Annotated in this window: 19 protein-coding genes; 15 read left to right on the forward strand and 4 right to left on the reverse strand. The window is 46.2% G+C overall.

Features of this window, described 5'->3' with window-relative positions; translation table 11 throughout:
* Positions 1-50 precede the first annotated feature (50 nt).
* On the forward strand, positions 51-1,463 hold the full coding sequence (locus tag ACN08X_RS03960; RefSeq protein ID WP_419107953.1) for a mycothione reductase: 1,413 nt from the start codon (positions 51-53) through the stop codon (positions 1,461-1,463).
* A gap of 96 nt (positions 1,464-1,559) precedes the next feature.
* Here the strand turns inward: ACN08X_RS03960 and ACN08X_RS03965 are convergent, their stop codons facing one another.
* Together ACN08X_RS03965 and ACN08X_RS03970 are read right to left on the reverse strand one after the other, a co-directional pair.
* A complete protein-coding gene (locus ACN08X_RS03965; protein WP_419106292.1) occupies positions 1,560-3,575 on the reverse strand; it encodes an AMP-dependent synthetase/ligase in 2,016 nt (671 codons plus the stop codon).
* Positions 3,572-4,378 carry an alpha/beta hydrolase gene (locus tag ACN08X_RS03970; RefSeq protein WP_419107954.1) on the reverse strand — a complete coding sequence of 269 codons (807 nt, stop codon included), beginning with the start codon at positions 4,376-4,378 and terminating at the stop codon, positions 3,572-3,574. Before ACN08X_RS03970 ends, ACN08X_RS03965 begins: the two co-directional genes overlap by 4 nt.
* Before the next feature lie 193 nt (positions 4,379-4,571).
* Between ACN08X_RS03970 and ACN08X_RS03975 the strand changes: the two genes are divergently transcribed.
* Entirely contained in the window at positions 4,572-5,330 is a 759-nt protein-coding gene (locus ACN08X_RS03975; RefSeq protein ID WP_419107955.1) for a lysophospholipid acyltransferase family protein, read from the forward strand.
* 203 nt (positions 5,331-5,533) lie between these two features.
* Positions 5,534-6,907 (forward strand): class II 3-deoxy-7-phosphoheptulonate synthase, encoded by a 1,374-nt coding sequence (locus ACN08X_RS03980; RefSeq protein ID WP_419107956.1) that lies wholly within the window; start codon positions 5,534-5,536, stop codon positions 6,905-6,907.
* A gap of 103 nt (positions 6,908-7,010) precedes the next feature.
* On the opposite strand, the gene ACN08X_RS03985 is transcribed toward ACN08X_RS03980, so the two are convergent.
* Positions 7,011-8,432, reverse strand: a complete 1,422-nt coding sequence (locus ACN08X_RS03985) for a serine/threonine protein kinase (RefSeq protein ID WP_419107957.1) — start codon at positions 8,430-8,432, stop codon at positions 7,011-7,013.
* 125 nt (positions 8,433-8,557) lie between these two features.
* Between ACN08X_RS03985 and ACN08X_RS03990 the strand changes: the two genes are divergently transcribed.
* Positions 8,558-8,929: an Rv2175c family DNA-binding protein gene (locus tag ACN08X_RS03990; protein ID WP_419106297.1), complete on the forward strand. Its 372-nt coding sequence runs from the start codon at positions 8,558-8,560 to the stop codon at positions 8,927-8,929.
* A 131-nt stretch (positions 8,930-9,060) separates the two neighbouring features.
* Here the strand turns inward: ACN08X_RS03990 and ACN08X_RS03995 are convergent, their stop codons facing one another.
* Positions 9,061-10,188 carry a polyprenyl synthetase family protein gene (locus ACN08X_RS03995; RefSeq protein ID WP_419101898.1) on the reverse strand — a complete coding sequence of 376 codons (1,128 nt, stop codon included), beginning with the start codon at positions 10,186-10,188 and terminating at the stop codon, positions 9,061-9,063.
* A 171-nt stretch (positions 10,189-10,359) separates the two neighbouring features.
* Here ACN08X_RS03995 and dinB point away from each other — a divergent pair, with 171 nt between their 5' ends.
* The 11 genes from dinB (at position 10,360) to ACN08X_RS04050 (ending at position 24,652) form a co-directional block, all read left to right on the forward strand.
* Positions 10,360-11,619 carry a DNA polymerase IV gene (gene dinB, locus ACN08X_RS04000; RefSeq protein WP_419107958.1) on the forward strand — a complete coding sequence of 420 codons (1,260 nt, stop codon included), beginning with the start codon at positions 10,360-10,362 and terminating at the stop codon, positions 11,617-11,619.
* A 147-nt stretch (positions 11,620-11,766) separates the two neighbouring features.
* Positions 11,767-12,147 carry a DUF3040 domain-containing protein gene (locus ACN08X_RS04005; RefSeq protein WP_419101896.1) on the forward strand — a complete coding sequence of 127 codons (381 nt, stop codon included), beginning with the start codon at positions 11,767-11,769 and terminating at the stop codon, positions 12,145-12,147.
* A gap of 278 nt (positions 12,148-12,425) precedes the next feature.
* Positions 12,426-12,860: a division/cell wall cluster transcriptional repressor MraZ gene (gene mraZ, locus ACN08X_RS04010; RefSeq protein WP_419101895.1), complete on the forward strand. Its 435-nt coding sequence runs from the start codon at positions 12,426-12,428 to the stop codon at positions 12,858-12,860.
* A 74-nt stretch (positions 12,861-12,934) separates the two neighbouring features.
* Positions 12,935-13,927, forward strand: a complete 993-nt coding sequence (rsmH, locus tag ACN08X_RS04015) for a 16S rRNA (cytosine(1402)-N(4))-methyltransferase RsmH (protein ID WP_419107959.1) — start codon at positions 12,935-12,937, stop codon at positions 13,925-13,927.
* The gene (locus ACN08X_RS04020) at positions 13,928-14,647 is read left to right on the forward strand and encodes a hypothetical protein (protein ID WP_419107960.1); all 720 of its coding nucleotides are present in this window, start codon (positions 13,928-13,930) and stop codon (positions 14,645-14,647) included.
* Positions 14,648-14,856: 209 nt separating this feature from the next.
* A complete protein-coding gene (locus tag ACN08X_RS04025; RefSeq protein WP_419101892.1) occupies positions 14,857-16,719 on the forward strand; it encodes a peptidoglycan D,D-transpeptidase FtsI family protein in 1,863 nt (620 codons plus the stop codon).
* 84 nt (positions 16,720-16,803) lie between these two features.
* Positions 16,804-18,492 (forward strand): UDP-N-acetylmuramoyl-L-alanyl-D-glutamate--2,6-diaminopimelate ligase, encoded by a 1,689-nt coding sequence (locus tag ACN08X_RS04030; protein WP_419107961.1) that lies wholly within the window; start codon positions 16,804-16,806, stop codon positions 18,490-18,492.
* A gap of 6 nt (positions 18,493-18,498) precedes the next feature.
* Complete coding sequence (locus ACN08X_RS04035; RefSeq protein WP_419107962.1) at positions 18,499-20,088, forward strand: UDP-N-acetylmuramoyl-tripeptide--D-alanyl-D-alanine ligase; 1,590 nt, start codon at positions 18,499-18,501, stop codon at positions 20,086-20,088.
* Entirely contained in the window at positions 20,085-21,203 is a 1,119-nt protein-coding gene (gene mraY, locus ACN08X_RS04040) for a phospho-N-acetylmuramoyl-pentapeptide-transferase (protein WP_419106301.1), read from the forward strand. Before ACN08X_RS04035 ends, mraY begins: the two co-directional genes overlap by 4 nt.
* A 3-nt stretch (positions 21,204-21,206) precedes the next feature.
* Positions 21,207-22,748: a UDP-N-acetylmuramoyl-L-alanine--D-glutamate ligase gene (murD, locus tag ACN08X_RS04045; RefSeq protein WP_419107963.1), complete on the forward strand. Its 1,542-nt coding sequence runs from the start codon at positions 21,207-21,209 to the stop codon at positions 22,746-22,748.
* 92 nt (positions 22,749-22,840) lie between these two features.
* Positions 22,841-24,652 carry an FtsW/RodA/SpoVE family cell cycle protein gene (locus ACN08X_RS04050; RefSeq protein ID WP_419107964.1) on the forward strand — a complete coding sequence of 604 codons (1,812 nt, stop codon included), beginning with the start codon at positions 22,841-22,843 and terminating at the stop codon, positions 24,650-24,652.
* Positions 24,653-24,703 lie beyond the last annotated feature (51 nt).

Genomic DNA, 24,703 nt, shown 5'->3' on the forward strand with positions numbered 1-24,703 from the left:
TCGTTATAGTCAGCAGAATCTATCCCGAATACTCACTTCATGGAGGAAACATGACTGAAGAATACGACCTCATCATTATTGGATCAGGCTCAGGGAACTCCCTCATCGATGAACGCTGGGAACATCAAAAAGTTGCCATCGTGGATGGTGGAACGTTCGGAGGAACCTGCCTGAACTTCGGTTGTATCCCCACTAAACAATACGTTTATCCCGCAACTCTTGCCTACGAAACAACTCATATGCAACGCCTCGGTGTGCAGGCAGAGCTTGTGAATGTTTCATGGAAACAGATGCGAGACAGAATCTTTACACGCATTGACGCCATTTCTGAAGGCGGACTTAACTACCGTAAAACTCTAGACCATGTCACGGTCATTGAAGAATACGCTCATTTTGTGGATACTCATACCCTTCAAACCGATAGTGGACGTCAACTACACGCACCAAAGATTGTGATTGCTGCCGGCTCACACACCACCATTCCCGAAAATATTGATGGCGTGAATAGCCCTCTAGTACACACTTCAGACACTATTATGCGTATCGAAAAGCTACCGCAAAGTTTGATTATTATTGGGGGAGGATTCATTGCAGCAGAATTTGCCCACGTCTTTAGCTCTTTAGGCACTGAGGTGACTCAACTTCACCGTTCAGAAACTCTGCTACGCGGTGCTGACGAACTCATCTCAGAACGTTTTGAACACAACGCACGTAAACAATGGAGCGTATACACGAATACTCCCGTCCATGCCATCGAGACAGATGAGAACGCTCAGCAAGTCACGGTTCGTGCTGAGCATGAAGGAGAAGAAAAAAACTTTAACGCAGAGCTTGTGCTCTTGGCTGTTGGACGAACCCCGAACAGTGCATCGCTTAACCTTAAAGATGCTGGTTATGACGTATTAGACGGTGGTTTCCTCGCCGTTGACCAATACCAGCGGGCACTATCGAAGGGGAAAGTCGTAGAGGGCGTATTTGCTTTAGGAGATATTAGCTCACCGTGGATGCTCAAACACGTTGCGAATGCACAGATGCGCGCCGTGCAACACAACCTCTGGGCGAGTGAAGACCTCCACAGCGCAGAAGACAATATTGTTCCGGCAGCGGTCTTTACTCACCCCCAAATTGCTAGCGTCGGACTCACCGAAAAACAAGCTATGCAACGAGCCGAAGAAGAAGGCTTCAACATCGTGACCAAAATTCAAAAGTACGGTGATACCGCTTATGGGTGGGCAATGGAAGACGATGAAGGATTCGTCAAGCTCATTGCTCGTACAGATACGGCTGAGCTCCTAGGGGCACATATCATGGGTGCTGAAGCGTCATTGCTGATTCAGCCGCTGATTCAGGCAATGAGCTTTGGACAAGACGTAAGAACCTTAGCTCGTGGACAGTATTGGATTCATCCAGCACTTACAGAAGTTGTCGAAAACGCTATCCTAGGCCTTGAGCTACATGCCTAAATAGCCCCTAGAGGCATCAATTAAAAAGCGATGGGTGTTTGGCGGTGCCCCTCAATTAGGGGAATGCCAACACCCATCGTGTCTTACAAGAAAAGACTAATCTTCAGTGGAAGAGTCTTCCTGCCCTGCACTATGTTTAGGAGTATAGTCCTTAATCTGTTCGCCTAACTCAATGAGCTTATTACCGGTCTCTTGACGGAACTCATCAAGTTTCTCAGCACGCTCAGCACGTTTAGCTTCAGCACGCTCAGCACGTTCTGCCCTGAACTCCTCAAATTTCTTGGACTGTTCGTTAACAGATTCTTTTGTCCTGTTATAAATATCCTCAATATACGAGGCAAAATCATGTGAGACTACGGCACGTTTAATTTTTTGCGAAGGAGTCAGATGCCCTTCTTCTTCGGTAAAATCACGGTTCATAATACGGAACTCACGAATAGATTCTGCACGCGAAACAAAGGTGTTTGCTTCATCAATGAATTTCTGAATTGCTTCACGAACCTTAGGATTAATCGCAGCATCCGAGATGGACATTTCGCGTGGCAAGCCAAGATGCTCTAGTTCGTCGGGTAAAGCGTCAGGGTCCAAAGTAATCAGTGCCGCAATAAAGGGTTTTTCATCGCCGATAAGCATGGCATTAGAAACGAGTGGGGAAGTACGTAGACGCTCTTCAGCAACTGAAGGAATAACGTTCTTACCGCCAGCTGTCACAATAATTTCTTTTTTACGTCCGACAATCTTAATAAAACCACGCTCATCAATTTGAGCTAAGTCACCACTGCGGAACCATCCGTCCTCAGTGAACGCGATAGCATTCTCTTCAGGATTATCAAGATATCCTGTGATGACACCAACGCCTTTAAGCTCTAGTTCGCCATCTTCAGCAAGGCGAGCAGCACCACCGGGGAGTAACGTCCCAACATTTCCGACTTCAAAATCGCGGGTACGTCCGACACAGATAGGACCGGTGCACTCGGTCAGACCATAACCTTCAATGACCATCACCCCTACAGCATGGAAGAAATGACCCAAACGAGGAGCTAACGGGCCACCACCAGATACCGCATAGCGAAGGTTGCCACCCATTGCTTTACGTAGCTGAGAATAGACCAACCGATCATAAAAGGCGTACTGCATCGCTAACGTGCGCGAGACTTTTCCGGCGATAGAAGCCTGAGACCACTTAATTGCTACATCAACAGAACGGTGGAAGAGCTTAGCGTTAACCTTCCCACCTTTTTCTGCTTTACGTACTGACGCCTCATAAATCTTCTCAAAAAGGCGCGGTACAACCAACAAAAAGGTTGGTTTAAACGAACCTAAATCAGAGGTGAGGTTTTTGATATTGGAAGAATGTCCGACAACGACGCCAGCATCCAACGCCGTAATCTGAATGATACGCGCCATAACGTGAGCTAAAGGCAAGAACAATACCGTCGAACCACCTGGCTTAGAAACATTTGGTTCACCCACCAAGATATTGGCTGCAACACGCGCAAACATGCCATGAGTTAGAGGACAACTCTTAGGTTTTCCCGTTGTGCCAGACGTATAAATAATTGACGCGATAGAGTCTAAAGTGGCGTAGGAACGGCGTTGTTCAACTACCTCATCACTAATATCTTGGCCTCGACGAACTAGCTCTTTAAGGTCGCCTTGATCAATAACCCACGTATCTTCTAGAACAAGTGGCGCAAACTGTTCACCTTCAGCAACCGTATGTGCAAGCGCCTCCGTCTCTACGAACACTGCTTTTGCCCGCGAATGTGAAAGTGCCCAAGCCGCCTGAGCCGGTGAAGAAGTTTCATAGACAGGAACCGAAACAGCGCCAGCATACCAGATGGCGAAGTCAATCAGCGTCCACTCATATCGGGTGCGGGACATAATCCCGACAGTGTCACCGATTTCGATGCCCGCCGCAATCATACCCTTAGCGAGGTCTACTACTTGTTTTTTAAATTCGGTGGCACGAATAGGCACCCAGTTGCCAGGGGAATACTGAACACGGTAAAGAACAGGGTTCTCACTATGCTGCACTTTACGTTCCAAAATATCGGTAACGTTGAGCTGTGGGTCACAGGTGACAGCTTCTGGTACTGAAACATACTTCATAAGGTAACTTTCTGGCTCAATTCACATGACGTGAGAAAAACAGTAGCATGTTCAAAGATGAACGGTGCATCATAATCAAGAGTTGCCACATGATAGCTATTCTCAAGCTCAATAAACTCTACTGGACAAAGGGCATTTTTGAGAAAATAACGGTGCGAAGCATCTGACACCACATGATCTTGCCGTGAACGAAAATACAAAACTGGTTCAGACAAACTCGGTATCACTGGACGCAACTGCCGACCCAAAAAATGTAACTGCGCCGCCGCAGCAGTAGGAACTCTATCATAAGCACCCTCATCAACACCTTCTACGGCAATATCAGAAGCAATAGAAGACGTACTCGAAATAAAAAACTTCGCATACGGACTCAGCGACAATAACGGCGTCGGGTCTACAACATAAGGATTAATAACAATTGTTCCTATCACCGGACGACGAGCAGACTGATAAAGAGCTAACGCCCCACCCATCGACAAACCTGCGATAACAACGTCACAACCTTGAGCACGTAAACGCCAATACGCCCGATCTACCTCCGCCAACCAATCATGACGAGAAAACCGCGACATATCCTGCAATGACGTGCCATGACCCGGCAGACAAGGAAGTTCCACCGAATATCCCAGACTCATCACATGCTCAGCTAAAGGACGCATACTCCACGGAGAACCCGTAAAACCATGCAATACAAGCACGCCGATAGACTTTTGACCACGAAAAGACATCGGCTGATGGTTGAAAAGACCGGCCAAAACTATATCTCCTGAAAGAGCCCTCATCGGAATGCGAACACCACTCATTATAAGGTCTTTGAACACAATTCACCTTGCACCATGGACACAACTCAGACAAAACACCCAACAGAACCATAAACCTCACCCGTTAGAGTACGACAGTTCTCACACCACACGACAAAACGAGATACAGACAGAACACTAATTAGGTAAACTATGAATGCATGTGACGCTAGTGTAGAGAGGCACACCCACAAGAATGAAGAACACCCAAAGCACCGGTTTATATATGGTTCTCAAAAAAGTTTGCACACCACTTTTAGGACGAATCTACAAACACCGCGTCCAAGGACAAGAAAACCTACCAACCGGGGGCGCCATCCTCGCTAGCAACCACTTAGCGTTTTGCGACTCTCTCTTCATCCCCATGTCCGTACCTCGACAAGTCTTCTTCCTCGCAAAATCTGATTATTTCACCGGAACTGGACTCAAAGGCCGTATCATGCGTTGGTTCTTCAGCGGAGTCGGACAAATCCCCATGGATCGATCCGGCGGAGCTAAAAGCCAAGCTTCTCTCAACCAAGGAATCAAAAAACTACATGAAGGCTGCTACCTAGGTATCTACCCAGAAGGAACAAGAAGCCCCGACGGCAGAGCCTACCGCGCAAAAATTGGTGTTGCAAAACTTGCCCTCAGCGCTCGCGTACCAGTTGTACCTATCGGCCAGATTGGAACAGACCGTGTCCAACCACTTGGAACAAACGCTGTACGCCTCAAAAATGACGATGGCTCTGCCATCACGGTCGAAACTCGTATCGGAAAACCTCTCGACTTTTCCGAATATTGGGACCGCGCCTCCGAACACAAAATTCAGCGTCTCGTTGCCGACCGCATCGTTGAAGCAATTCGAGAGCTCAGCGAACAAGAGTATGTTCCTGTCTATGCAGCAGACGTCAAAGAACGCATGAAGAAACATCATGTAACAGCACAAGAAGCTATCAGTGAGATAATGTCCTAATTTTTTGCAAACTACTCAAGATACCGGTAATGTTCACCAAAATACTCATACCCTTCAGGGGGTATCGAGTCACTTGCTTACCAAGCAGCAGCTACAAAAAATACCGTTCTTATCAACACCAAAGACGATAAGAACTGCATCTTGTAGCACCACCTCATTTTTCTGATACCGCAGAACTTTCGTACTCTCGAAGGAAACCTAATATGTCACTAGAAAACAGCCAACATGGTCAGACACTGAACTCCAACGATCTGCCAGAGCTTGACGAATGGCGCAATCTACACATTGACCAACAACCAACGTGGCATGAACACCCTGAGTATCCTTCCTCCATTCAAGAACTTAGCTCACTTCCACCTCTCGTGTTTGCCGGTGAAGTGGACCGCCTACGCAGAAGACTAGCGAACGTCGCTGAAGGAAAAGCTTTCTTCTTACAAGGTGGCGACTGCGCTGAAACCTTTAACGATGCCACCGCTGATAAAATCTCAGCACGAGTAAAAACACTTCTACAAATGGCTGTCGTACTCACCTACGGTGCCTCTATGCCCGTCGTCAAAATGGGCCGTATGGCAGGACAATTTTCAAAACCTCGCTCCTCAAACGATGAAACACGCGATGGAATCACCTTGCCCTCGTTCCGTGGCGAAATGGTTAACGGCTTTGACTTCACGGAAGAAGCTCGTGCTCATGATCCGCGACGCATGGTACGTGGATACCATACCTCCGCATCAACGCTTAACCTTGTCCGAGCTTTTACAACAGGAGGGTTTGCTGACCTTCGTTTAGTCAACCAATGGAATAAAGGTTTTACCGCTAACCCTGCACATGCACGCTATGAATCCTTAGCACGAGAAATTGATCGCGCACTTAAATTCATGGAAGCTTGCGGAGCCGATTTTGAAGCTCTTAAAGCAACCGAAATGTACGTCGGACATGAGGGCTTACTTCTCGACTACGAGCGTGCTATGACACGGATTGATTCACGTACTCAAAACCCATATGACACCTCTGCACACTTCATCTGGATTGGTGAACGAACCCGAGGACTAGACGATGCACACGTTAACTTCCTGTCTAAAGTGCGTAACCCCATCGGTGTTAAGCTTGGGCCAACGACATCTACGGAAGAAGTCCTCCGCCTCATCGACATTCTAGATCCAGAACGTGAACCAGGACGTTTGACCTTTATTACCCGCATGGGGGCGCAGAAGATTCGAGAGAATCTTCCTCCTCTCGTTGAAGCGGTTAAATCTGAAGGCTCAAAGATTGTGTGGGTAACAGACCCCATGCACGGTAACACTATTTCTGTGCCATCAGGATATAAGACAAGACGCTTTAACGATGTTGTCGATGAAGTTCGTGGTTTCTTTGAAGTGCACGAGGCCTTGGGAACATTCCCCGGTGGGCTACATATCGAGATGACAGGCGACGACGTCGCTGAATGTCTGGGAGGCTCAGACCCCGTTGATGAATCAGCGTTCTTAGATAATTATGAGTCTCTCTGCGACCCCCGACTAAACCATCGCCAGTCCCTAGAGATTGCATTCTTAGTCGCAGAATACCTTGCACGACGATAAAGTACCCGTTGAGACTGCTCAAGAATAATTTTTCTAGAGCAGATAGTTAAGGGGCGATAGAAAAATCTATCGCCCCTTAACGTTTAAAACCTTTTAGTGACTCCTATAAAAAATTACCGAGGAGATGCTCATCCCCATGTGCTGTCAAAAATGTATTGAGCTGGGGGAATAACGGGGAATCTACGAGAATTCTTGCTAGTTGCCATCCTAATAAACTGAAGACGGTAAAGGCGATAATAAAAAGAATGCCTATTCCTACTTTCATAACGTTAGAAACTCTTGGATTCCAAGGACTTTGGGGCTTACGAGGGTTATGCGGAGGTGGAGTAATAGACTGCTGAGGAAGGGGAGAATACTGAGCGGAAGATTCAAAAGCCTCTCTCGGAAGATGATATTGAGCACTCAGTACGGACGTCCTATCAAAAAGGTTATTTGCTGTATCTCGTACTGAATTGGCAGAATCATCAGTATTTTCGGAGTCTGTATATGGGTCTGTGGGAGGTTCTGTGAATCTTATACTTTTGTCGATGTCTTTAACCGCAGTAGATATGAGGCTCTGAGACTCCTCTAGAGAGTGACCTGCCTCCGTGATATGCGCTACGTCCTCCCATAGGTTTCTACCCATCGGAATATGACTGAACCAACGGTAGTTTAATGCTTCATCTGATAGCTCTGAACGGGTTTGTTGAAGAATCTCAAATAACTCTGTCGCATTTGATGGGCGGAATCTGGGGGGTTTACGGGTACACCATTTAATGATTCCGGAAATGTTTTGATCAAGTTGCGGGGAATATTTGTTAATATCTGGTAGCTCCGTATTAACATTATGGTAGATAATCTGCTGATCATCTGAACACTCTGCGAAGGGGAGTCTGCCACTAAGCATACGGTACATGATAATGCCCAGAGAGAAAATATCTGCTTGAACCCCTACCTCAGCTCCGGGCGTGACAATCTCTGGGGCAACAAATGACGGTGTACCCATCAGCTCACCTGTCCACGTTTGGTTAGCACGTCGCGTCAAACCAAAATCTGTCAGTTTAATATCCCGATGATCTGCCGAGAGAAGAATATTGCTCGGTTTGAGATCACGATGAATCAAATCGTGTGCATGAACCTCAGAAAGCCCCTCAACTGCTGGCAGAATAATCTCAAACATTTCTGCTGGTGTGAGTACTTTGCGCTGGTTTAACAGATGCTGCAATGTGCAACCATGCACATAATCAAGGACGAGAAACATGAGCTGATAGCCTTGCTCCTCTTGAACGCCAGAATCAATCACACCCACGACATGTTCATGAGATATATTGCGAAGAGAACGTTCTTCCCTAAAAAATTTTTGCTGCTGTGAGATATCTGAACAAAATCGAGAAGACAAAACCTTAATAGCCACAGGATTATGGGAGAACACGTCCGTGGCATAATAGACCTCTGCCATACCTCCTTCACCGATTTTTCTGCCAAGTTGATAGCGTCGGCTAAAAGTTTTTCCGGTGAGCCATGGGGCAGAACGTGATTTACTCATGTAGCTATACTACTAGGGTCAAAACTGCCGATAGGGTGAAAATATCTTCATTCTTAGCGAATAAAATCTGTTCAGGTGCTCTAAAGCACGGAAAAACTTCTCAATATCTGGCAGACTCATTAACTGTGACTGAAGAAAAAACTACTGCACAGATTTTTGACCTTGTGGGCAATTGGCTCACGATTCCCGATATCGCTGAGTTACTTGATATTAAGGTAACTCGCGTGCACTCTCTTATCGCAGAACGTGCGCTTTTAGCTCTTCGCGATCCCGAAACTCAGGTGCGTAAAGTTCCAGAACTCTTCTTCCGAGAAGAACACGTTTTGGAATCTCTCAAAGGAACGCTTATCGTCCTTCAGGATGCTGGATTCAGCGATGAAGAGGCCATCACTTGGCTATTTACTGAAGATGAATCCCTACCTGGTCGCCCTATTGATGCGTTGCATCAAGGACGTAAAACGGAGATTCGTCGTCGTGCTAGCGCACTAGCATGGTAGTGCCTTATACAACGTAAAAAACAACAGATTCATTATGCGTATGGTGTGGTTACCGTAGAAGCTACGGTAACCACACCATACTTTTTATGAACCTTGTACCTCATCGCATGATGTACAAAATATATGAGAACTTATGAACGTCGATGCAGCATCTTCGACACAATACTACCTAGTGCAGTGCGAGTGAGCTCATCAACTTTCATGCTTTCTAATGCTGAAAATACTTTGTCTCCCGTATTCTCAATATATTTTTCGACTTCTGCAAGTGCCCCTGAACGAGTAATGATTGTTCGTAGCTGAGTAATCTCATTATCGTGGAGTTCAGGATTCCCTAATTGTGAGTTAAGTAATTCCCATTGCGCTGGGGAAGCGTTCTTTTCTACAAGGGCGATGAGTACGGTACGTTTTCCTTCTTTGAGGTCATCACCTGCAGGTTTTCCTGTCTCACGTGGCTCTCCAAAAACGCCTAATACATCATCTCGAAGTTGGTATCCTTCTCCTAATGGCAACCCAAAAGAACGGTATTGTTCAAGTAAAGGGTTTGTCTCGGCAGAGGATATGTTAAGTGCGAGCGCACCGCCTAAAGATAAAGGATGCTCGCATGAATATTTTGCAGATTTATAGCGGATAATATTGTGCGCGTATTGTAAAGATTGTTGATAGCCCTGTGACGGTAATACTTCGTTGAAAATGTCGAGATATTGTCCAGCCATTACTTCGGTACGCATCAGATCAAAGATATGTCGGGCTTCAGAACCCCATAGAGCCTTATTTCCGATAGAACTAAACATCATCTCGGACCAAGACAAACATAGGTCACCAGCGATAATGGCACTAGAGATGCCATAGTTCTCTGAGGAGGTAAGCCACTGTTGTCTTTGGTGTTCATGCTCAAATTTGCGGTGTACTGACGGTAACCCTCTGCGAGTATCTGAACGGTCGATGATGTCATCGTGAATGAGCGCTGCGGTTTGAAATAATTCGATGGCTACGCCTGCTTTAACAATCTCGTCAGAGACTCCAGTAGCTCCTGCTCCGCGATAACCCCAGTAGCTTAGCAGAGCGCGGATTCTTTTTCCGCCTGAACAAAGTCTGCGGATAGCGTTCAAAAGTTCAACTGATTCGGTAGAAATCTTGTGAAGAAGCTGTTCTTGGCTCGTAAAAAACTCTTGCATGTGGTCTTCTACGGCTTGAAGATAAGCTTCTTGTTCTGCGCGGACCTGTTCTGCAATTGTTTGAGTTGGAGGGTTCTGAGCCAATGGTGCTCCTTGAGCATGAGGGGAGTAAACTCTCCCATTTTAGGTGAGGTCTTGAAGGAAAATCTACTGTAATGCAGGAACTCTCGGGGTGTTGATGTGTAGAAGCCACTAAAAGTTATATGCTCTTAGTAGAACTTTATCGAATATATGTTCTAACTGGGTGGTGTTGTTATGTCGGAAAGTCCTTCGAAGATTATTATGCACCTTGATATGGACGCTTTTTTCGTTAACGTTGAGTTGCTTCACCGAAATTGCACAATCGACGCGCCTGTTATCGTGGCGAAAGAAGGCGCTCGCTCTGTTGTGCTCTCTGCGTCATATTCTGCGCGAGCTTATGGTGTGCGTTCAGCAATGCCGCTTCTAAGAGCACGATCTCTTTGCCCGCAGGCTGTCATTATTCCACCGAGTGCAGATTATGCCCAGTATTCTCAGCAGATGCTCAATATCTTGAGAAGTTATAGCTCTCTCGTCGAAAAAATTAGTATCGATGAAGCTTTTGTGGATTTAAGTGGTACTGTGCGAACTTTAGGGCATCCTGTGCATACTGCTCAACAGATGCAACGAAGAATTATGAGTGAATTATCTTTGCCGTGTTCGATAGGGCTAGGTCCTACGAAATTTATTGCCAAAATGGCTTCATCTGCGAGTAAGCCGCATGGATTATGGGTGATTGAGCCTCATCAAGTTCAAGAGTTTTTGGATCCTCTTCCTGTCGAGAAATTATGGGGAGTTGGGTCTAAAACCCAACAGCTATTAGCTGATATTGGGGTGCGTACGGTATCCCAGCTACGGGAGCATTCTCGTTCTTTTCTTATGTCTCGTTTTGGTACCAGTGCCGGTTCTCATCTTTATGATATTGCTCGAGGTATTGACCTTCGAGAGGTAATTCCTGAGCGCCCAACAAAATCGGTGGGTGCAGAATATACCTTTTATCAAGATGTTTCATCCTATGAGCAGGTGCAACAGGAATTACTTAAATTGTCTTTATCTGTCGGTGCTCGACTGCGAAAAATTGGTAAATATGCATCAACTATTTCTATTAAAATTCGTTATGCAGATTTTCAAACGGTCACCCGCTCTACCTCTTTAGAGAGTATTAACTCTGGTCAAAAAATTTATGCTGTTGCTTTAGAGAAAATACGTGAGCTTTCTGTGTTTGATAGTCATGGATTTTCTTATCGAGGGATTCGATTGATTGGTGTTAGAGCGGAGAACCTTCGCGATGTAGAGAAAGGCATTCAATGTTCCCTCTTTGAGACGTTCTCGGGCGAGAATTATTCCGCTGAGTCGATGTTGTGTAGTGGGAATGAGCGCTGGTCTCGTGCAGAAGAAATTATGGATCAGATTCATGAACGTTTTGGGTCTCAAGGTATTATGCCCGCCAAATTATTAAGCCCTTTCCCTCTCTGTGAAAATCATGAGAAATCGTAGGATATATGTGAGAAGAAAATAACCCTAAGTATTCTTGATATATCCATAGCACCATAGGTTATGGTTCTGTATGATGAGGGGAGAGTTTGAGAAAGAGATACTTTGTCTCTTCTATCCCATTGATGATTATGAAGACAGGGGAGCAATATGCCACTTTCGGAACGTGAGCAACAGCTGTTAGCACAGCTTGAACAACAGCTCAATGCGGAAGATCCAAAGTTTGCAAGCTCTATGTCTTCGGCGGACGCTCCACCTGCGGTGACCTATTCTGCTCGGCACGTAGTTCTTGGTGTTTTAATTGCTCTTGTTGGTTTAGGCGTTGTTATAGCAGGTGTTAGTACAAAGCTAATTCTTCTTGGTGTTTTTGGTTGTATCATCACTGGCGTGGGAGTTTATGTTGCAACGTTGAAAAATTCCTCTGGTGTCGGAAAATCTTCTCCGAAGGTTCGTTCTTCTGGCAAAAATACTTCGCGGTTTATGAAAGATTTAGAAGAGAAATGGGATAAGCGTCAAAACGGCGGTCTATAAGTTTTCTCAACAAGTTATTGAGAAAAGCGGCGGTATGGGTATCCATACCGCCGCTTTTGTGTTGAGGCGCTGGGGTGTGTGAGAAAAATGCTGTTGGTGTCGGCTTTGGTGAGTCATGATGCAAAAGAAATGTGAAAACTCTTAAAAACATCGAGAAATGCGGGTATTTGGGTAGACTGGGGAGGAAAGTGGAGTAAAGTGGGGTAAGGCGAAACAACACGGTTGTAGTTTTCATTCTTTAAGCGCATGAAGAAACTAGAGAAATGTGAGGTGTACTAATGTTTCTAGGAACATATACGCCTCGTCTTGACGCTAAAGGGAGGGTTATTCTCCCGGCTCGTTTTAGAGAATCTCTAGCTGACGGACTTGTCCTAACTCGAGGGCAAGAACGTTGCCTCTACGTTTTCCCCTTAGAAGAGTTTCAGCACATTCATGAGCGAATGAGAATGGCCCCTATCTCATCCAAACAGTCTCGTGACTATATTCGTGTATTCCTATCGGGTGCTTCTGATGAAGTTCCCGATAAACAAGGAAGAGTCACTATACCTACCAACTTGCGTGAGTATGCAGGTTTAGGGAAAGAACTAACTGTTATCGGTGCTGGTAGCAGAGCTGAGATTTGGGATTCTCAGGTATGGGAAACCTACCTATCAGAGAAAGAACACGAATTTTCAGCAACGGATGAAGAAGCTTTAGACGGTTTCATTGTATAACTGTCAAAGGTATAGCCACTAAGAACCACCCCACATCATGAAAACGTTATAGGCCATAACGTGAAGGAGCAAAAGTGACTGACGGTGCCGCACTCGGCAAAGAAGCCCATCAGAGGCATATCCCCGTTATGCTTGACCGCTGCCTTGAGCTTCTTGCGCCTGCCATCAGCCGTGATGACGCCTACGCCATTGATGGCACATTGGGGATGGGAGGGCATACCGAAGCAATGCTTGAACGATTCCCCCGGCTAACCGTTATCGGTATCGACCGTGACCTTGAAGCTCACCGTATCGCGGGAAAACGACTTGAACGTTTTGGTTCAAGGTTTAAGCCCGTCCATGCGGTATACGACGAAATTCCAGATGTTCTTTCATCTCTAGGGCTGAGCTCCGTTGATGGCATACTTTTTGACCTTGGCGTTTCTTCTATGCAATTAGATGAACGTGAGCGAGGTTTCGCTTATTCTTATGACGCGCCACTTGATATGCGTATGGACTCTACTGAAGAACTGACTGCTGAACGTATTGTCAACGAATATTCTGTTGACGATTTGCGTCGTATCATTCGTTCTTGGGGAGAAGAAAAATTTGCATCACGTATTGCTGCAGAGATTGTTAAAATACGACAAGAACAACCTTTAACAATGACAGGGGAGCTTGTTAATGCGATTCAGCGTGCTGTTCCTGTTGCTGCTCAACGTCAAGGTGGACACCCCGCAAAAAGAACATTCCAAGCTCTACGTATCGAAGTTAATCATGAGCTAGATGCTCTCTCTCGTGCAATCCCTTCAGCTATCGAGGCGTTGAACCTTGGCGGGCGTCTTGTTGCGATGAGCTATCACAGTTTAGAAGACCAACTGGTCAAAAAGGCAATGGTCGCAAAAGCGACTTCTAGCGCACCTAAAGGTTTTCCGGTTGAACTTGAAGAGCATCGACCGGAGCTAAAAATTATTACTCGTGGGGCAGAACCGCCGAGTGAACAAGAAATTAGCGAAAATTCGAGAGCAGCTAGTGCAAAGCTAAGAGCTGCTGAAAAGATTAAGATGCGTCAGGGAGGAGGACGATAAATGAGCGCTGAACCTCAATTCCCTCGTCGAGGGCGGAGCATGAAAAAATCTTCATCAAAACGTCATTTACGTCTTGTCTCTGATTCTGTACCAGCGGACTCTCCTAAATCCCGACCAGCGTTGGTACCCGGTGCTGCACCTAAAAACCGGAGAATGCTGATTATTCTGGGATTCCTTGCTATTCCTTTCGCTCTTGGCCTCATCCTATGGCTTAATATTCTTACTGCTCAAGGACAATACGAACTCTTAGATCTTCGAGCGCAGGAGAAGAGCCTGATTGAAAAGAATGAGGCGCTCGTCCAAGAAATTGAATACGATAAAGCTCCTCAAGATTTGGCTGTGCGGGCCTCTCAACTAGGGCTTGTTGCCACAGACGTGACAACAACACTAAACTTGCAAACAGGACAGCTTAGTGGAACTCCTACTCCTGCTACAAAAGTTGAAGGTCAAGAATATCGTAAAAACTTGATTAGTCCACCTGCCTTGTACGACACTGAAGCATACGCTAAAGCGAGCGAACGAGCTGCTGAACAGCTTAAAAAAGAGCGTGCAGAACAGAAACGTAAAGAAGATGCCGCACGCCAGAAGAAAGAAACTGAACAAAAAGCTCAGCATCAACAATCTGAACAACAGGGTGATTCTCCTCCTTCTTCAGCGCCATCACAACAGCCTGGCTTGAACACCTCTTTACTGCAGCCTGCGCCAGATACAAACCACTAATAGCTGGAATGTGCCGTCTTCGTATATACCGGATAGAGGTTTTTAGTGATATTGCTTGTCAGTAGGAGATTATCCAAAGATTCTACGTGTTATTAAGTAGGGCAAATACTTTTCGCGTGAACTTGAGAGTGCTGCGGAAAAATAGGTATGGTGTTAGCCGGCTATCGTAATGCTAAGACCAGAGGTTGAGAAAGTTTAAGGGAAACGCGATGAACGAAAAAGAAACTGGGAAACCTGCACCTAGTTCGCGCCCGATAGAACGTCGGGCAATCGGGCGTCGTGCTTTTTTAGCAAGTGCTATCGGTACTGCTGGACTGGGACTCTTCAGCGCTCGTCTCTTATACCTTCAAGGATTTGATCCTAACGGTATTGCTGCAAAGGCGAAAGAACGACGAATTCGAACACAAGAAATTCCGGCTCTAAGAGGTCAGATTCTTGATATTAACGGAAATATCCTTGCTCGAACCGTTCAACGTTACACTGTTGTTGTTGATCAAAGTGCTGTTGCGCCATTCCGTCGTTATATTAAAGGCGATAAAGACCAGAATAAGACGGAGCTGGTTACTCCCAGTCAGCTAGTGTACGAGTTAGCTGATCTGCTGAAAATGTCAGACTCAGATGTTAAAGCTGCACTTGACGGTGATAGAAAATATTCGGTTGTTAAAGATAACGTCACACCAGAGGTGTATAACGCTGTTAGCGATTTAGGCGCAACATTTGTCTATGGAAAAGTCACTTCTGAGCGCCTGTATCCTAATGGTGCAGTAGGTGGCTCTGTCGTTGGACGCTTCCAGATGGTTGAAGCTAAAGTTGAAGGTTCGGATGAGGTTGAACTCCAAAATAACTCCGTAGGAATAGAACGCGTATATGGAGAAACCCTCGCCGGAAAAAATGGAGAACGTAGCTTCGAAATCAGTGCAACTGGGGTACGTATTCCCGTTGGGGATGAGCATAACGTTCCCGCCGTCAACGGAAAAAATGTTCGTCTGACTATCAACCAAGATATTCAATATTTTGCACAACAAGTCGTTAAAGCACGTGCCGACGAGCTTAAAGCCGAATGGGCAACAGCCGTTGTTATGAAGGTATCAGACGGGTCAATTCTGGCTTTAGCAGACTCTAGCACCATGGATCCGGGGTCACAGAAATTTACCTATGCAGATATGAACCCTCGAGCCATTACCCAAGCGACTGAACCAGGATCCACTGAAAAAATTCTTACATCAACAGCTTTACTTGAGATGGGGTTGGTCACCCCAACAACGGTATTTGATGTACCTGCTGAACTCGTAATCGACGGGCAGACCATTACCGACGCGTTTGAACATCCTCCCCAGAGACGCACATTCTCTGGTATCATCACCGATTCTATGAATACCGGAACTGTTCTTGCGGGAAAGAAAATGACTCCTGAACAACGTTATGACTGGCTGAAGAAATATGGTTTGGGTGAATATACGGGAATTGAGCTAACCGGCGAAAATCAAGGAATCGTAGCCTCTTGGAAAGATTGGGATGTCCGCCAACAATACACCGTACTCTTTGGTCAAGGTGTTGCTCAAACGCCTCTACAAACAGCCATGATTTACCAAACCGTTGGTAACTTAGGCATCAAACTTAAACCACGAATTGTTGATGCTATTATCGATGCGGACGGTACAGAAGAAGTCATACCTGTTGAACCTGGTACACGAATTATCTCAGAAAAGACAGCGCGTACTACTTTATCTCTAATGGAAAATGTGGTTCTCCAAAACGCAAAAGGCGCTCAAATTGCAGGATATCGTGTTGGCGGAAAAACAGGTACTGCAGAGGCACCGAGTGAAACCAAAGCAGGGTACGACGGTTACACCACTTCTTTTGTGGGGGTAGCCCCCCTAGAAAATCCACAATTTTTGGTAAGCGTAACGATTCAGCGTCCAGATGCTAACGCATATAACGTTGGTCTTGCTGGTGCTGCTACACAGTTTTCTCAAATTATGGAGAAAGTACTGAGCACTTATAATGTTCCATACTCGGTAAGTGAGCCTGTAGAAATACCAAAATTTGCTGAAAAAGACGGAGAGGGATAAAACTCGATAGGGTAAAAGAGTCTTTAATTCACGAAAATTCCAGCAACCTTATAAAATAAGAACATTATGAAAGCGCAGAATACTATGAGCACCGAGGAACCAACCGATCACGGAACGGCTCAGAGCCTCCGTCCGCATAATATCGTCGGTCGCTCCGCACAAGAGCTGGTGGATTACCTCATACGTGCTGGACACTCGGTACAGTTACTCACTGATACACCACATATCACCGGAATCACCATGGACTCTCGAGAAGTCCAAAAAGGAGACCTTTACGTCGCTATTGCTGGAGCTCAAACTCACGGCGCAAAATTTGTAGATACAGCAATCAACCAAGGAGCATCCGCAATACTTACCGATGCTCAAGGGCTAGAAATCCTTAACACGAAAAACCTATCAGCCCAAAAACTGACGCTAGGGCTCATCAGTTGTGAAGAACCACGGTCACTCATTGGCCCTCTATCCGGATACATCTACCAATCTCAACCCCAAGATGGCAGCGCCCCAACTCTCTTTGCGGTAACCGGAACGAATGGGAAGACCACCACAACATATATGGTGAACTCCATCATGCAAAGCCTCGGAAACACGACTGGGCTCATCGGAACTATCGAGATTCTTGCAGGCCAAGAATCCATTCCCTCAAAACTCACAACACCAGAATCTCCACATGTGCACTCACTGATTGCACTGATGAGAGAACGCGGCATTAGCTCAACTTCTATGGAAGTCTCCTCCCACGCTCTAGACTACCGCCGTGTAGACGGTATCCGATACGACGTATCAGGATTTACCAACCTGACTCAAGATCACCTTGATTTACACGGAGATATGGAAAGCTACTGCGCCTCTAAAGCAGAGCTCTTCACCCCAGAACGTTCAGCTAGAGCCGTCATTACTGTTGACGACTCTTGGGGCAAGACCATCTACCAAAAAGCCTGCCAAGACATGGGCACAGAACACGTCGTCGCCCTGTACACCAACACCGGGGCCGGATACAAACAAACACCCACTTGGCTTAACCCACAGGACTGGGCACTTCTTAACGTAGAACGTTACGGCATCGGACACCGCTTCACCGTCGTTCGGGCAGACGGCACCCAACTGCACTTACAAACACAACTACCAGCAGACTTCAACGTATCGAATGCATCCCTAGCTGCAGTGATGGTTTACGAATCAGGGCAGAACTTCGCAGAACTAACACACGCTTTGGAACAGCCACAGACCCTCACACCTGTGGTGCCAGGACGCATGCAACTTATCGGCAATGCACCCACCGCAATCGTCGACTTTGCTCATAACCCTGACGCGCTCAAACGAGCATTAGAAGCCATCCGACCTGCCAACGAAAAAGGGCGAGTTATTGTTGTCTTCGGGGCGACCGGCGACCGCGACCAAACAAAACGCCCCATCATGGGTAGTATCGCTGCACAATACGCAGATATCGTCATCGTCACCGACGATGACCCACACTCCGAAGACCCAACACCTATTCGTCAAGCTGTTGTTCACGGCGCTGAACAAGAAAAAGCGCGAGGCGCTCGCGTTGAGCAGATACTTAACATATCTCCTCGTGCAGAGGCTATTGACCGCGCATTTTCTTTGGCTCAAAAATACGATTCAGTACTTGTAGCTGGCCGTGGACACGAAACTGCACAAGATATTGCCGGTGTTGATATCGAACTTGACGATAGGGTAGAAGTAGCTCGTTCACTTAACCACTATGGATACAGCGTACTCGCTGAGTATCAGCTGATGTTGGAGGCATAAACCTATATGATTACGTTAACCGTGGCAGAGATTGCTCAGGCAACCGGTGGTTCCTTAGAAGGAATCTCTGCAGAAGCTGCTCAGCAGATAACTTGTAATTTTGCAACAACTGATTCTCGTGAAGTACGCGAAGGTACGCTCTTTCTTGCTAAGCCTGGGGAAAAAACAGATGGACATCTTTTCGTTCCCTCAGCTTTTAGCGCTGGTGCGAGCTTAGCGCTAGTAGACCATCTCGTCTCAAAAGAAGATGGCAGCTATTACCCACAAGTTCGCGTGAACGATGTTGTGTTGGCCATGGGAAGCTTAGCTCAATTCTGCATCAAGAAAATGCGCAAAAATGCTGAGCTGACAGTTATTGGTATCACCGGATCTGCCGGTAAAACAACGACCAAAGACCTCCTCTCCAATATTTTTGCTACAGCAGGAAAAACTGTTGCTCCGATTGGCTCCTACAACGGAGAAGTCGGCGTCCCGCTGACCATTTTCCGAGCCGATGAGAATACCCGTTACTTAGTAATTGAGATGGGGGCTGATGGTCTTGGACATATTAGATACTTAGCGAATATCGTTCAACCTGACCACGGTGTCATACTCAAGGTCGGTACAGCTCATGCCGGAGAGTTCGGTGGCGTTGAAAACATCGAAAAAACTAAAGGTGAACTTGCCGAAGGCGTTAAACTAAGCCTTTGCCTCAATGATGATGACTACCGTGTTCGCCGTATGGTTTCACGTGCTATAACTCCAGTAACCTATTTTGGTATCGGAGCAAAGAACGAACAAGACGATCGACACTACGAACGTGTATATGCACAAGATCTCCGAACAAGTCATGACGGATGCCCAGAATTCACGATAGTATTCCCTAATAATGCCTCCTACGAAATATACTCACAACTTATCGGAGAGCACCACGTATATAACCTTCTCGCCGCCGCTAGCGTCGCATATCAGGCTGGAATCTCGACAGAGACTATCGCGCAAGTGCTTAACACTTCTAAAGCTATCTCACGTTGGCGTATGCAACGTACTGACCGTTCCGATGGAATTACCGTTATTAACGATGCCTATAACGCAAATCCTGAATCGATGGTGGCGGCTTTACGTACTTTAGCTCAGCTAGGACGCACCCAACAACGACGCACATGGGCTATTCTTGGTCCCATGCTTGAACTTGGCGAGGTCTCTGCTGAAGAACACGATAAGCTCGGACGCTACGCGGTGCGTATGAACATTTCTAAGATTGTAGTCGTCGGCGATATCGCCCAACCTATTTATAACGCCGCACACCTTGAAGGTTCGTGGGGGGAGGAAGCGACGTGGGTTGCTACTCAAGAAGAGGCATACCAGCTCATTAGTCAAGAAGCTAAGCCAGAAGATATTTTATTGTTCAAATCTTCTAATGCTGCTGGTCTCGGAAAACTTGGGGAGCATGTAGCAACTGTTGAAAAGCTACTCAGCGAAGAACGTGACACGAACACCATACAATGGTTGAGCGCCGGTGAGCCCTCACAACAGGTAAACTCAGATTTTGATATTCAGAACATTACCGAAGACACTTTTGTGCAGAACAAGCCGGAAGGCAACACCACAGCATGATTCCCATTCTTTTAGCTGCAACGTTTGGATTGACGATTTCAATTTTCGGCACTCCAATACTCATCAAATATTTAAGCCGTCATAGTTATGGTCAATTTATTCGGGAAGAAGGCCCCGCATCACATCAGAAGAAGCTGGGTACTCCCACAATGGGTGGACTGGTCATGATGTTAGCAACGGCTTTAGGATTCTTCCTTTCACTGTTTATTACAGCAGCATTTTTCAAAGCTTCTTGGATTCCTTCTGCCTCCGTACTTTTGGCTTTATTCTTGATGCTAGGAATGGCTGGAATCGGGCTGATTGACGATGCTCGAAAAATCTATAAGAAAGATTCTGAGGGTCTTAAACCTCGTGAGAAGTTTATTCTTCAGGGTCTAGTAGGAACAATTTTTACAGGTTTAGTTCTACTTTTCCCGAATGCTCAAGGGCGTACCCCTGCATCTAGTGCTATTTCTATTACAAGAGATACCGCTTTTGACTTTTTGACCTTTGGCCCAATAATTGGGATACTTCTTTTCCTGCTTTGGGGCAATCTGATTATTACCGGTACGAGTAACGCGGTGAACCTTACCGATGGTTTAGACGGTTTGGCGACAGGTGTTTCTATTCTGGTGTTTTCTGGATATTTAATGATTTCTCTATGGCAAACTCAGCACCTTTGTGCTGGCGCTGCAGGAGAGTCTGTCTGCTATGAAGTCCGTGACCCTCAGCAGCTGGCGATGCTTGCTGCTGCACTGATTGGTTCACTAGTTGGGTTCTTATGGTGGAATACTTCTCCCGCCTCAATCTTTATGGGAGATACTGGCGCTCTAGGCCTTGGCGGGGCGTTAGCAGCTTTTGCCATTTTGACAAGAACCGAATTGCTCCTTGTACTCTTAGCAGGGCTATTCGTCACTATTACCGTGACCGTCATGATGCAGCTGACCTACTTTAAACTGACAAATGGGAAACGTATTTTCCGTATGACTCCCTTACAACACCATTTTGAGCTGGGGGGGTGGCCTGAAATTCAGGTGGTTATTCGTTTTTGGATTGTAGCTGGAATCTTCGTGATGCTTGGTCTTGGTGTCTTTTATGGTGACTGGCTCATGGGACATGGGGGGATTGTAAACTAAGTTATGTGTGCAACGAACGAGAATCCTATTTATTCATCCTCACGTCTTGAAAGCCTCACCAGCTGGGATGCCTCGTGGGAGGGGCTACGTGTTGTTGTTGCGGGACTTGGTGTTTCAGGTTTTTCTGCTGCTGACACTCTGATTGAGCTTGGTGCAGAAGTATTAGTGATTGATAATGCTGATACTGAAGAAAATCGTTCAAAAGTCCAGACTCTTAAAATTGTTGGTCTATCTGATGCCCTTTTGTCCGATGACGCAATGGATCATTTACCTCTCGTTAACGGGCAACTTCCTGAACTTATTGTGACAAGCCCAGGGTTGCGTCCTCAGCTTGGCTTATTCGTAGAAGCTCAAGAACATGGTGTGCAGGTATGGGGCGATGTTGAACTTGCTTGGCGTTTGAACACTCGTCGAGGAAGAAAAACCCCGCAATGGTTATGTATTACCGGCACTAACGGTAAGACAACTACGGTAGGAATGACCGAATCTATTCTTCAGCAGGCAGGGTATCGTGCGGTTGCTGTTGGCAACGTTGGCATACCGATTCTCGATGCTTTGAGAGATCCCGTAGAATACGATTATTTTGCGGTAGAGCTATCTAGTTTCCAGCTGCATTGGTCGTACTCGATGTCTCCTCTTGCTTCTGTTGTGCTCAACGTTGCTGAGGACCATGTTGACTGGCATGAAGGATACGAAAATTATCTTGCTGATAAGGCACGTATCTATGAAAATACGCAGGTAGCGTGTATTTTCCATGCCGAGCATCAGAATATTATTCGTATGGTTGAAGAAGCTGACGTTCGTGAGGGTTGCCGTGCTATTGGCTTCCACGCAAATTCTCCGGCACTTTCTATGTTAGGTGTTGTTGAAGGATTACTCGTCGACCGTGCTTTTACTGAAAATCGTCAGCATGAGGCATTAGAACTTGCTGAGGTTGCTGATACGGGTGCGCTTCCGACAAAGCACACTGTCGAAAATGCTTTAGCTGCTGCGGCGTTGTGTCGTGCTGCTGGTGTGCCCCCTGAAGCCGTAAAACGTGGTTTGAAAAGTTTCGAACCAGGCGCTCACCGTATTCAACCTGTTGCTCACACACACTCAGTGTTGTGGGTTAATGATTCAAAAGCCACAAACCCTCATGCGGCCCATGCTTCTCTTAGTTCCTTTGACTCTGTTATTTGGATTGCTGGGGGACTCTCAAAGGGTGTTAACTATGAAGAATTAGTACGTTCTCATGTGCACCGGCTTAAAGCTGTTATTATCATTGGCACTGATACGCTCTCGTTACGTGATGCATTGTCCAAGCATGCTCCCAGCGTTCCACTCTATAATGTCACTGATGAGTTGGAAGAATCTGCCAGCGGTGCTCACATCATGTCTTGTGCCGTTGCTAAAGCCTATGAAATAGCATCAGAAAAAGACACCGTACTTATGGCTCCTGCAGCTGCTTCGATGGATCAATTTAAATCCTATGCAGATCGTGGTGACTGTTTCATTGAGGCAGTTACACAACTGGTAGAAAAACTTAGCTCAACAGAGAACGAATAAATCTGATAGATGTAAGATTGACTTTCTTGCCGAATTGGATGTGAAGACACGAACCCTAGCGATGATTGGTTGCTAGGTGAAGGGACAATAGTTTGAGCACGACAACTCCAGAACATTCTTCTGGTGCTTCAGAACCTTTATCAGAGCAGACGCGTAGAAGCTTTCGTAAACGTTTAGCCGCCTGGTATGTGGGTGTTCGTGGACGGGCTGAGAACTCTTCGATTAGTGATGTAGCCTTATTACTTTTTTTGATTGCCGTGGGGCTGACTCTCTTTGGCATCATGATGGTTCTCTCTGCTTCTAGCGTTGAAGCAATTGCTGCTCAGCTGTCACCTTTTAGCCAAGCAGTACGCCAAGCATTCTTTGGTGCTATTGGTTTTATTGCCCTGGGTATTTTTTCTTATCTTCCGGTGACGCTCTATCGTCGTGGCTGGATACTTCATGCCTTATTGGCCGTTATGACCGTTATCCAGCTTTTTACCTCTCAATTTGGTAAGGAAATCGGTGGTAACCGTAACTGGTTGAATATTGGTTTCATTCAAATTCAGCCTTCTGAGCTGGCAAAGATTGTTTTCGTGATGTGGATGGCGTGGACTCTATCCCAACGGAGACTTTCTGAGGAAGGTTCTAAATCACCTTTTCCGATGAAAGTTCTTTGGGGGCTTCCACTTATCGGTGCGATTACTTTAGGTAAAGATATTGGTACTGTCATTGTATATGCCATTATTTTCTTGGGTATGTTGTGGTTTTCGGGAATTACATCCAAATCTTTTGCGACTCTCTTAGGTATTTTTGCCGTTGCCGGCGTTGCTTCAGTTTTAATAAGTTCAAATCGTCTGCAACGCATTTTAGGGCTTTTCGGTAAATGCCAAGGATCGATTTGTGATCAGTCTGATGCTGGTTTAGCAGCTTTAACCACTGGCGGTTTTTGGGGCGTCGGATTAGGTCGTTCACGACAGAAATATAATTATCTTCCAGAAGCTCATAATGACTATATCTTTGCTGTTATTGGTGAAGAGCTGGGATTGGTCGGTACATTACTCACTATCATTTTGTACCTTGGGCTAATTTACTGTTGTGTACGTATTATGCTCCGCAGTGCTGATCGTTTTGTCATTCTTGCTACGGGTGGAATTATGCTGTGGTTGATTAGTCAAGCGACGATTAACATTGCCATGGTGACGGGAATTCTTCCGGTAATTGGTATTCCTCTACCTTTCATATCCTATGGCGGATCATCTTTGGTGACCTCATTGTTAGCAGTAGGCATACTAATTGCTTTTGCACGGCAGAGCCCGTTACTTTCGATTACTGCTGGTCAGGAGCAGCTCTTTTCTACTAAATCACACGAAAAGGATGCTCGACGTCGTGCACGTTTGGGAAGAATTGTTCGTGAAGAGGAACGTCAGCTTCGCCAGCCATTGGCTCCAATATCAGAACGGTATGAGAAATTTTTACGTGTATTAGGTTTCTTTGGGCTAGGACCAGCCGTAGCACCAGCAACTTCACCTCGTCGAGGTTCAGGAAGTTCTTCGCGTCCATCACCACAACGGACTCAACGGCGTCGCCCTCACAATGCGTCTACTCCTCAGCGTAGAAGAGGTCCCCAGAATGAGTCGTCTCCTCGGAATGAACGTCCTCCTACCTCCCGGAATAAGAGAGATAGACCTCTAAGACAAGGTGTTCCTGACGGTAACGGTAGGGGAGAAAGACCTCCTCATCGAAGAGAATCGGCTGAACAATTGCGTCGTAGAGAACAACGGCATAGTACTCGGGCCGTTTCTCGAGGTAAGGGCCGGTATGAGTCTCCAGAAAACTTACGACGTACCGCTTCACGTATGGGCGGGAAGCGTGAAGCTTTGAGACCAGAACAACGTCGTAGAAGAACACCTCGAGAAGAATAATCTTTGGGTTGTGAACGGATCCGGCGTAGAATTGAAGTTCACATAAATTGA

Origin of the sequence: Rothia sp. P6271, from assembly GCF_048512995.1 — a bacterium.
GTDB lineage: Bacteria > Actinomycetota > Actinomycetes > Actinomycetales > Micrococcaceae > Rothia.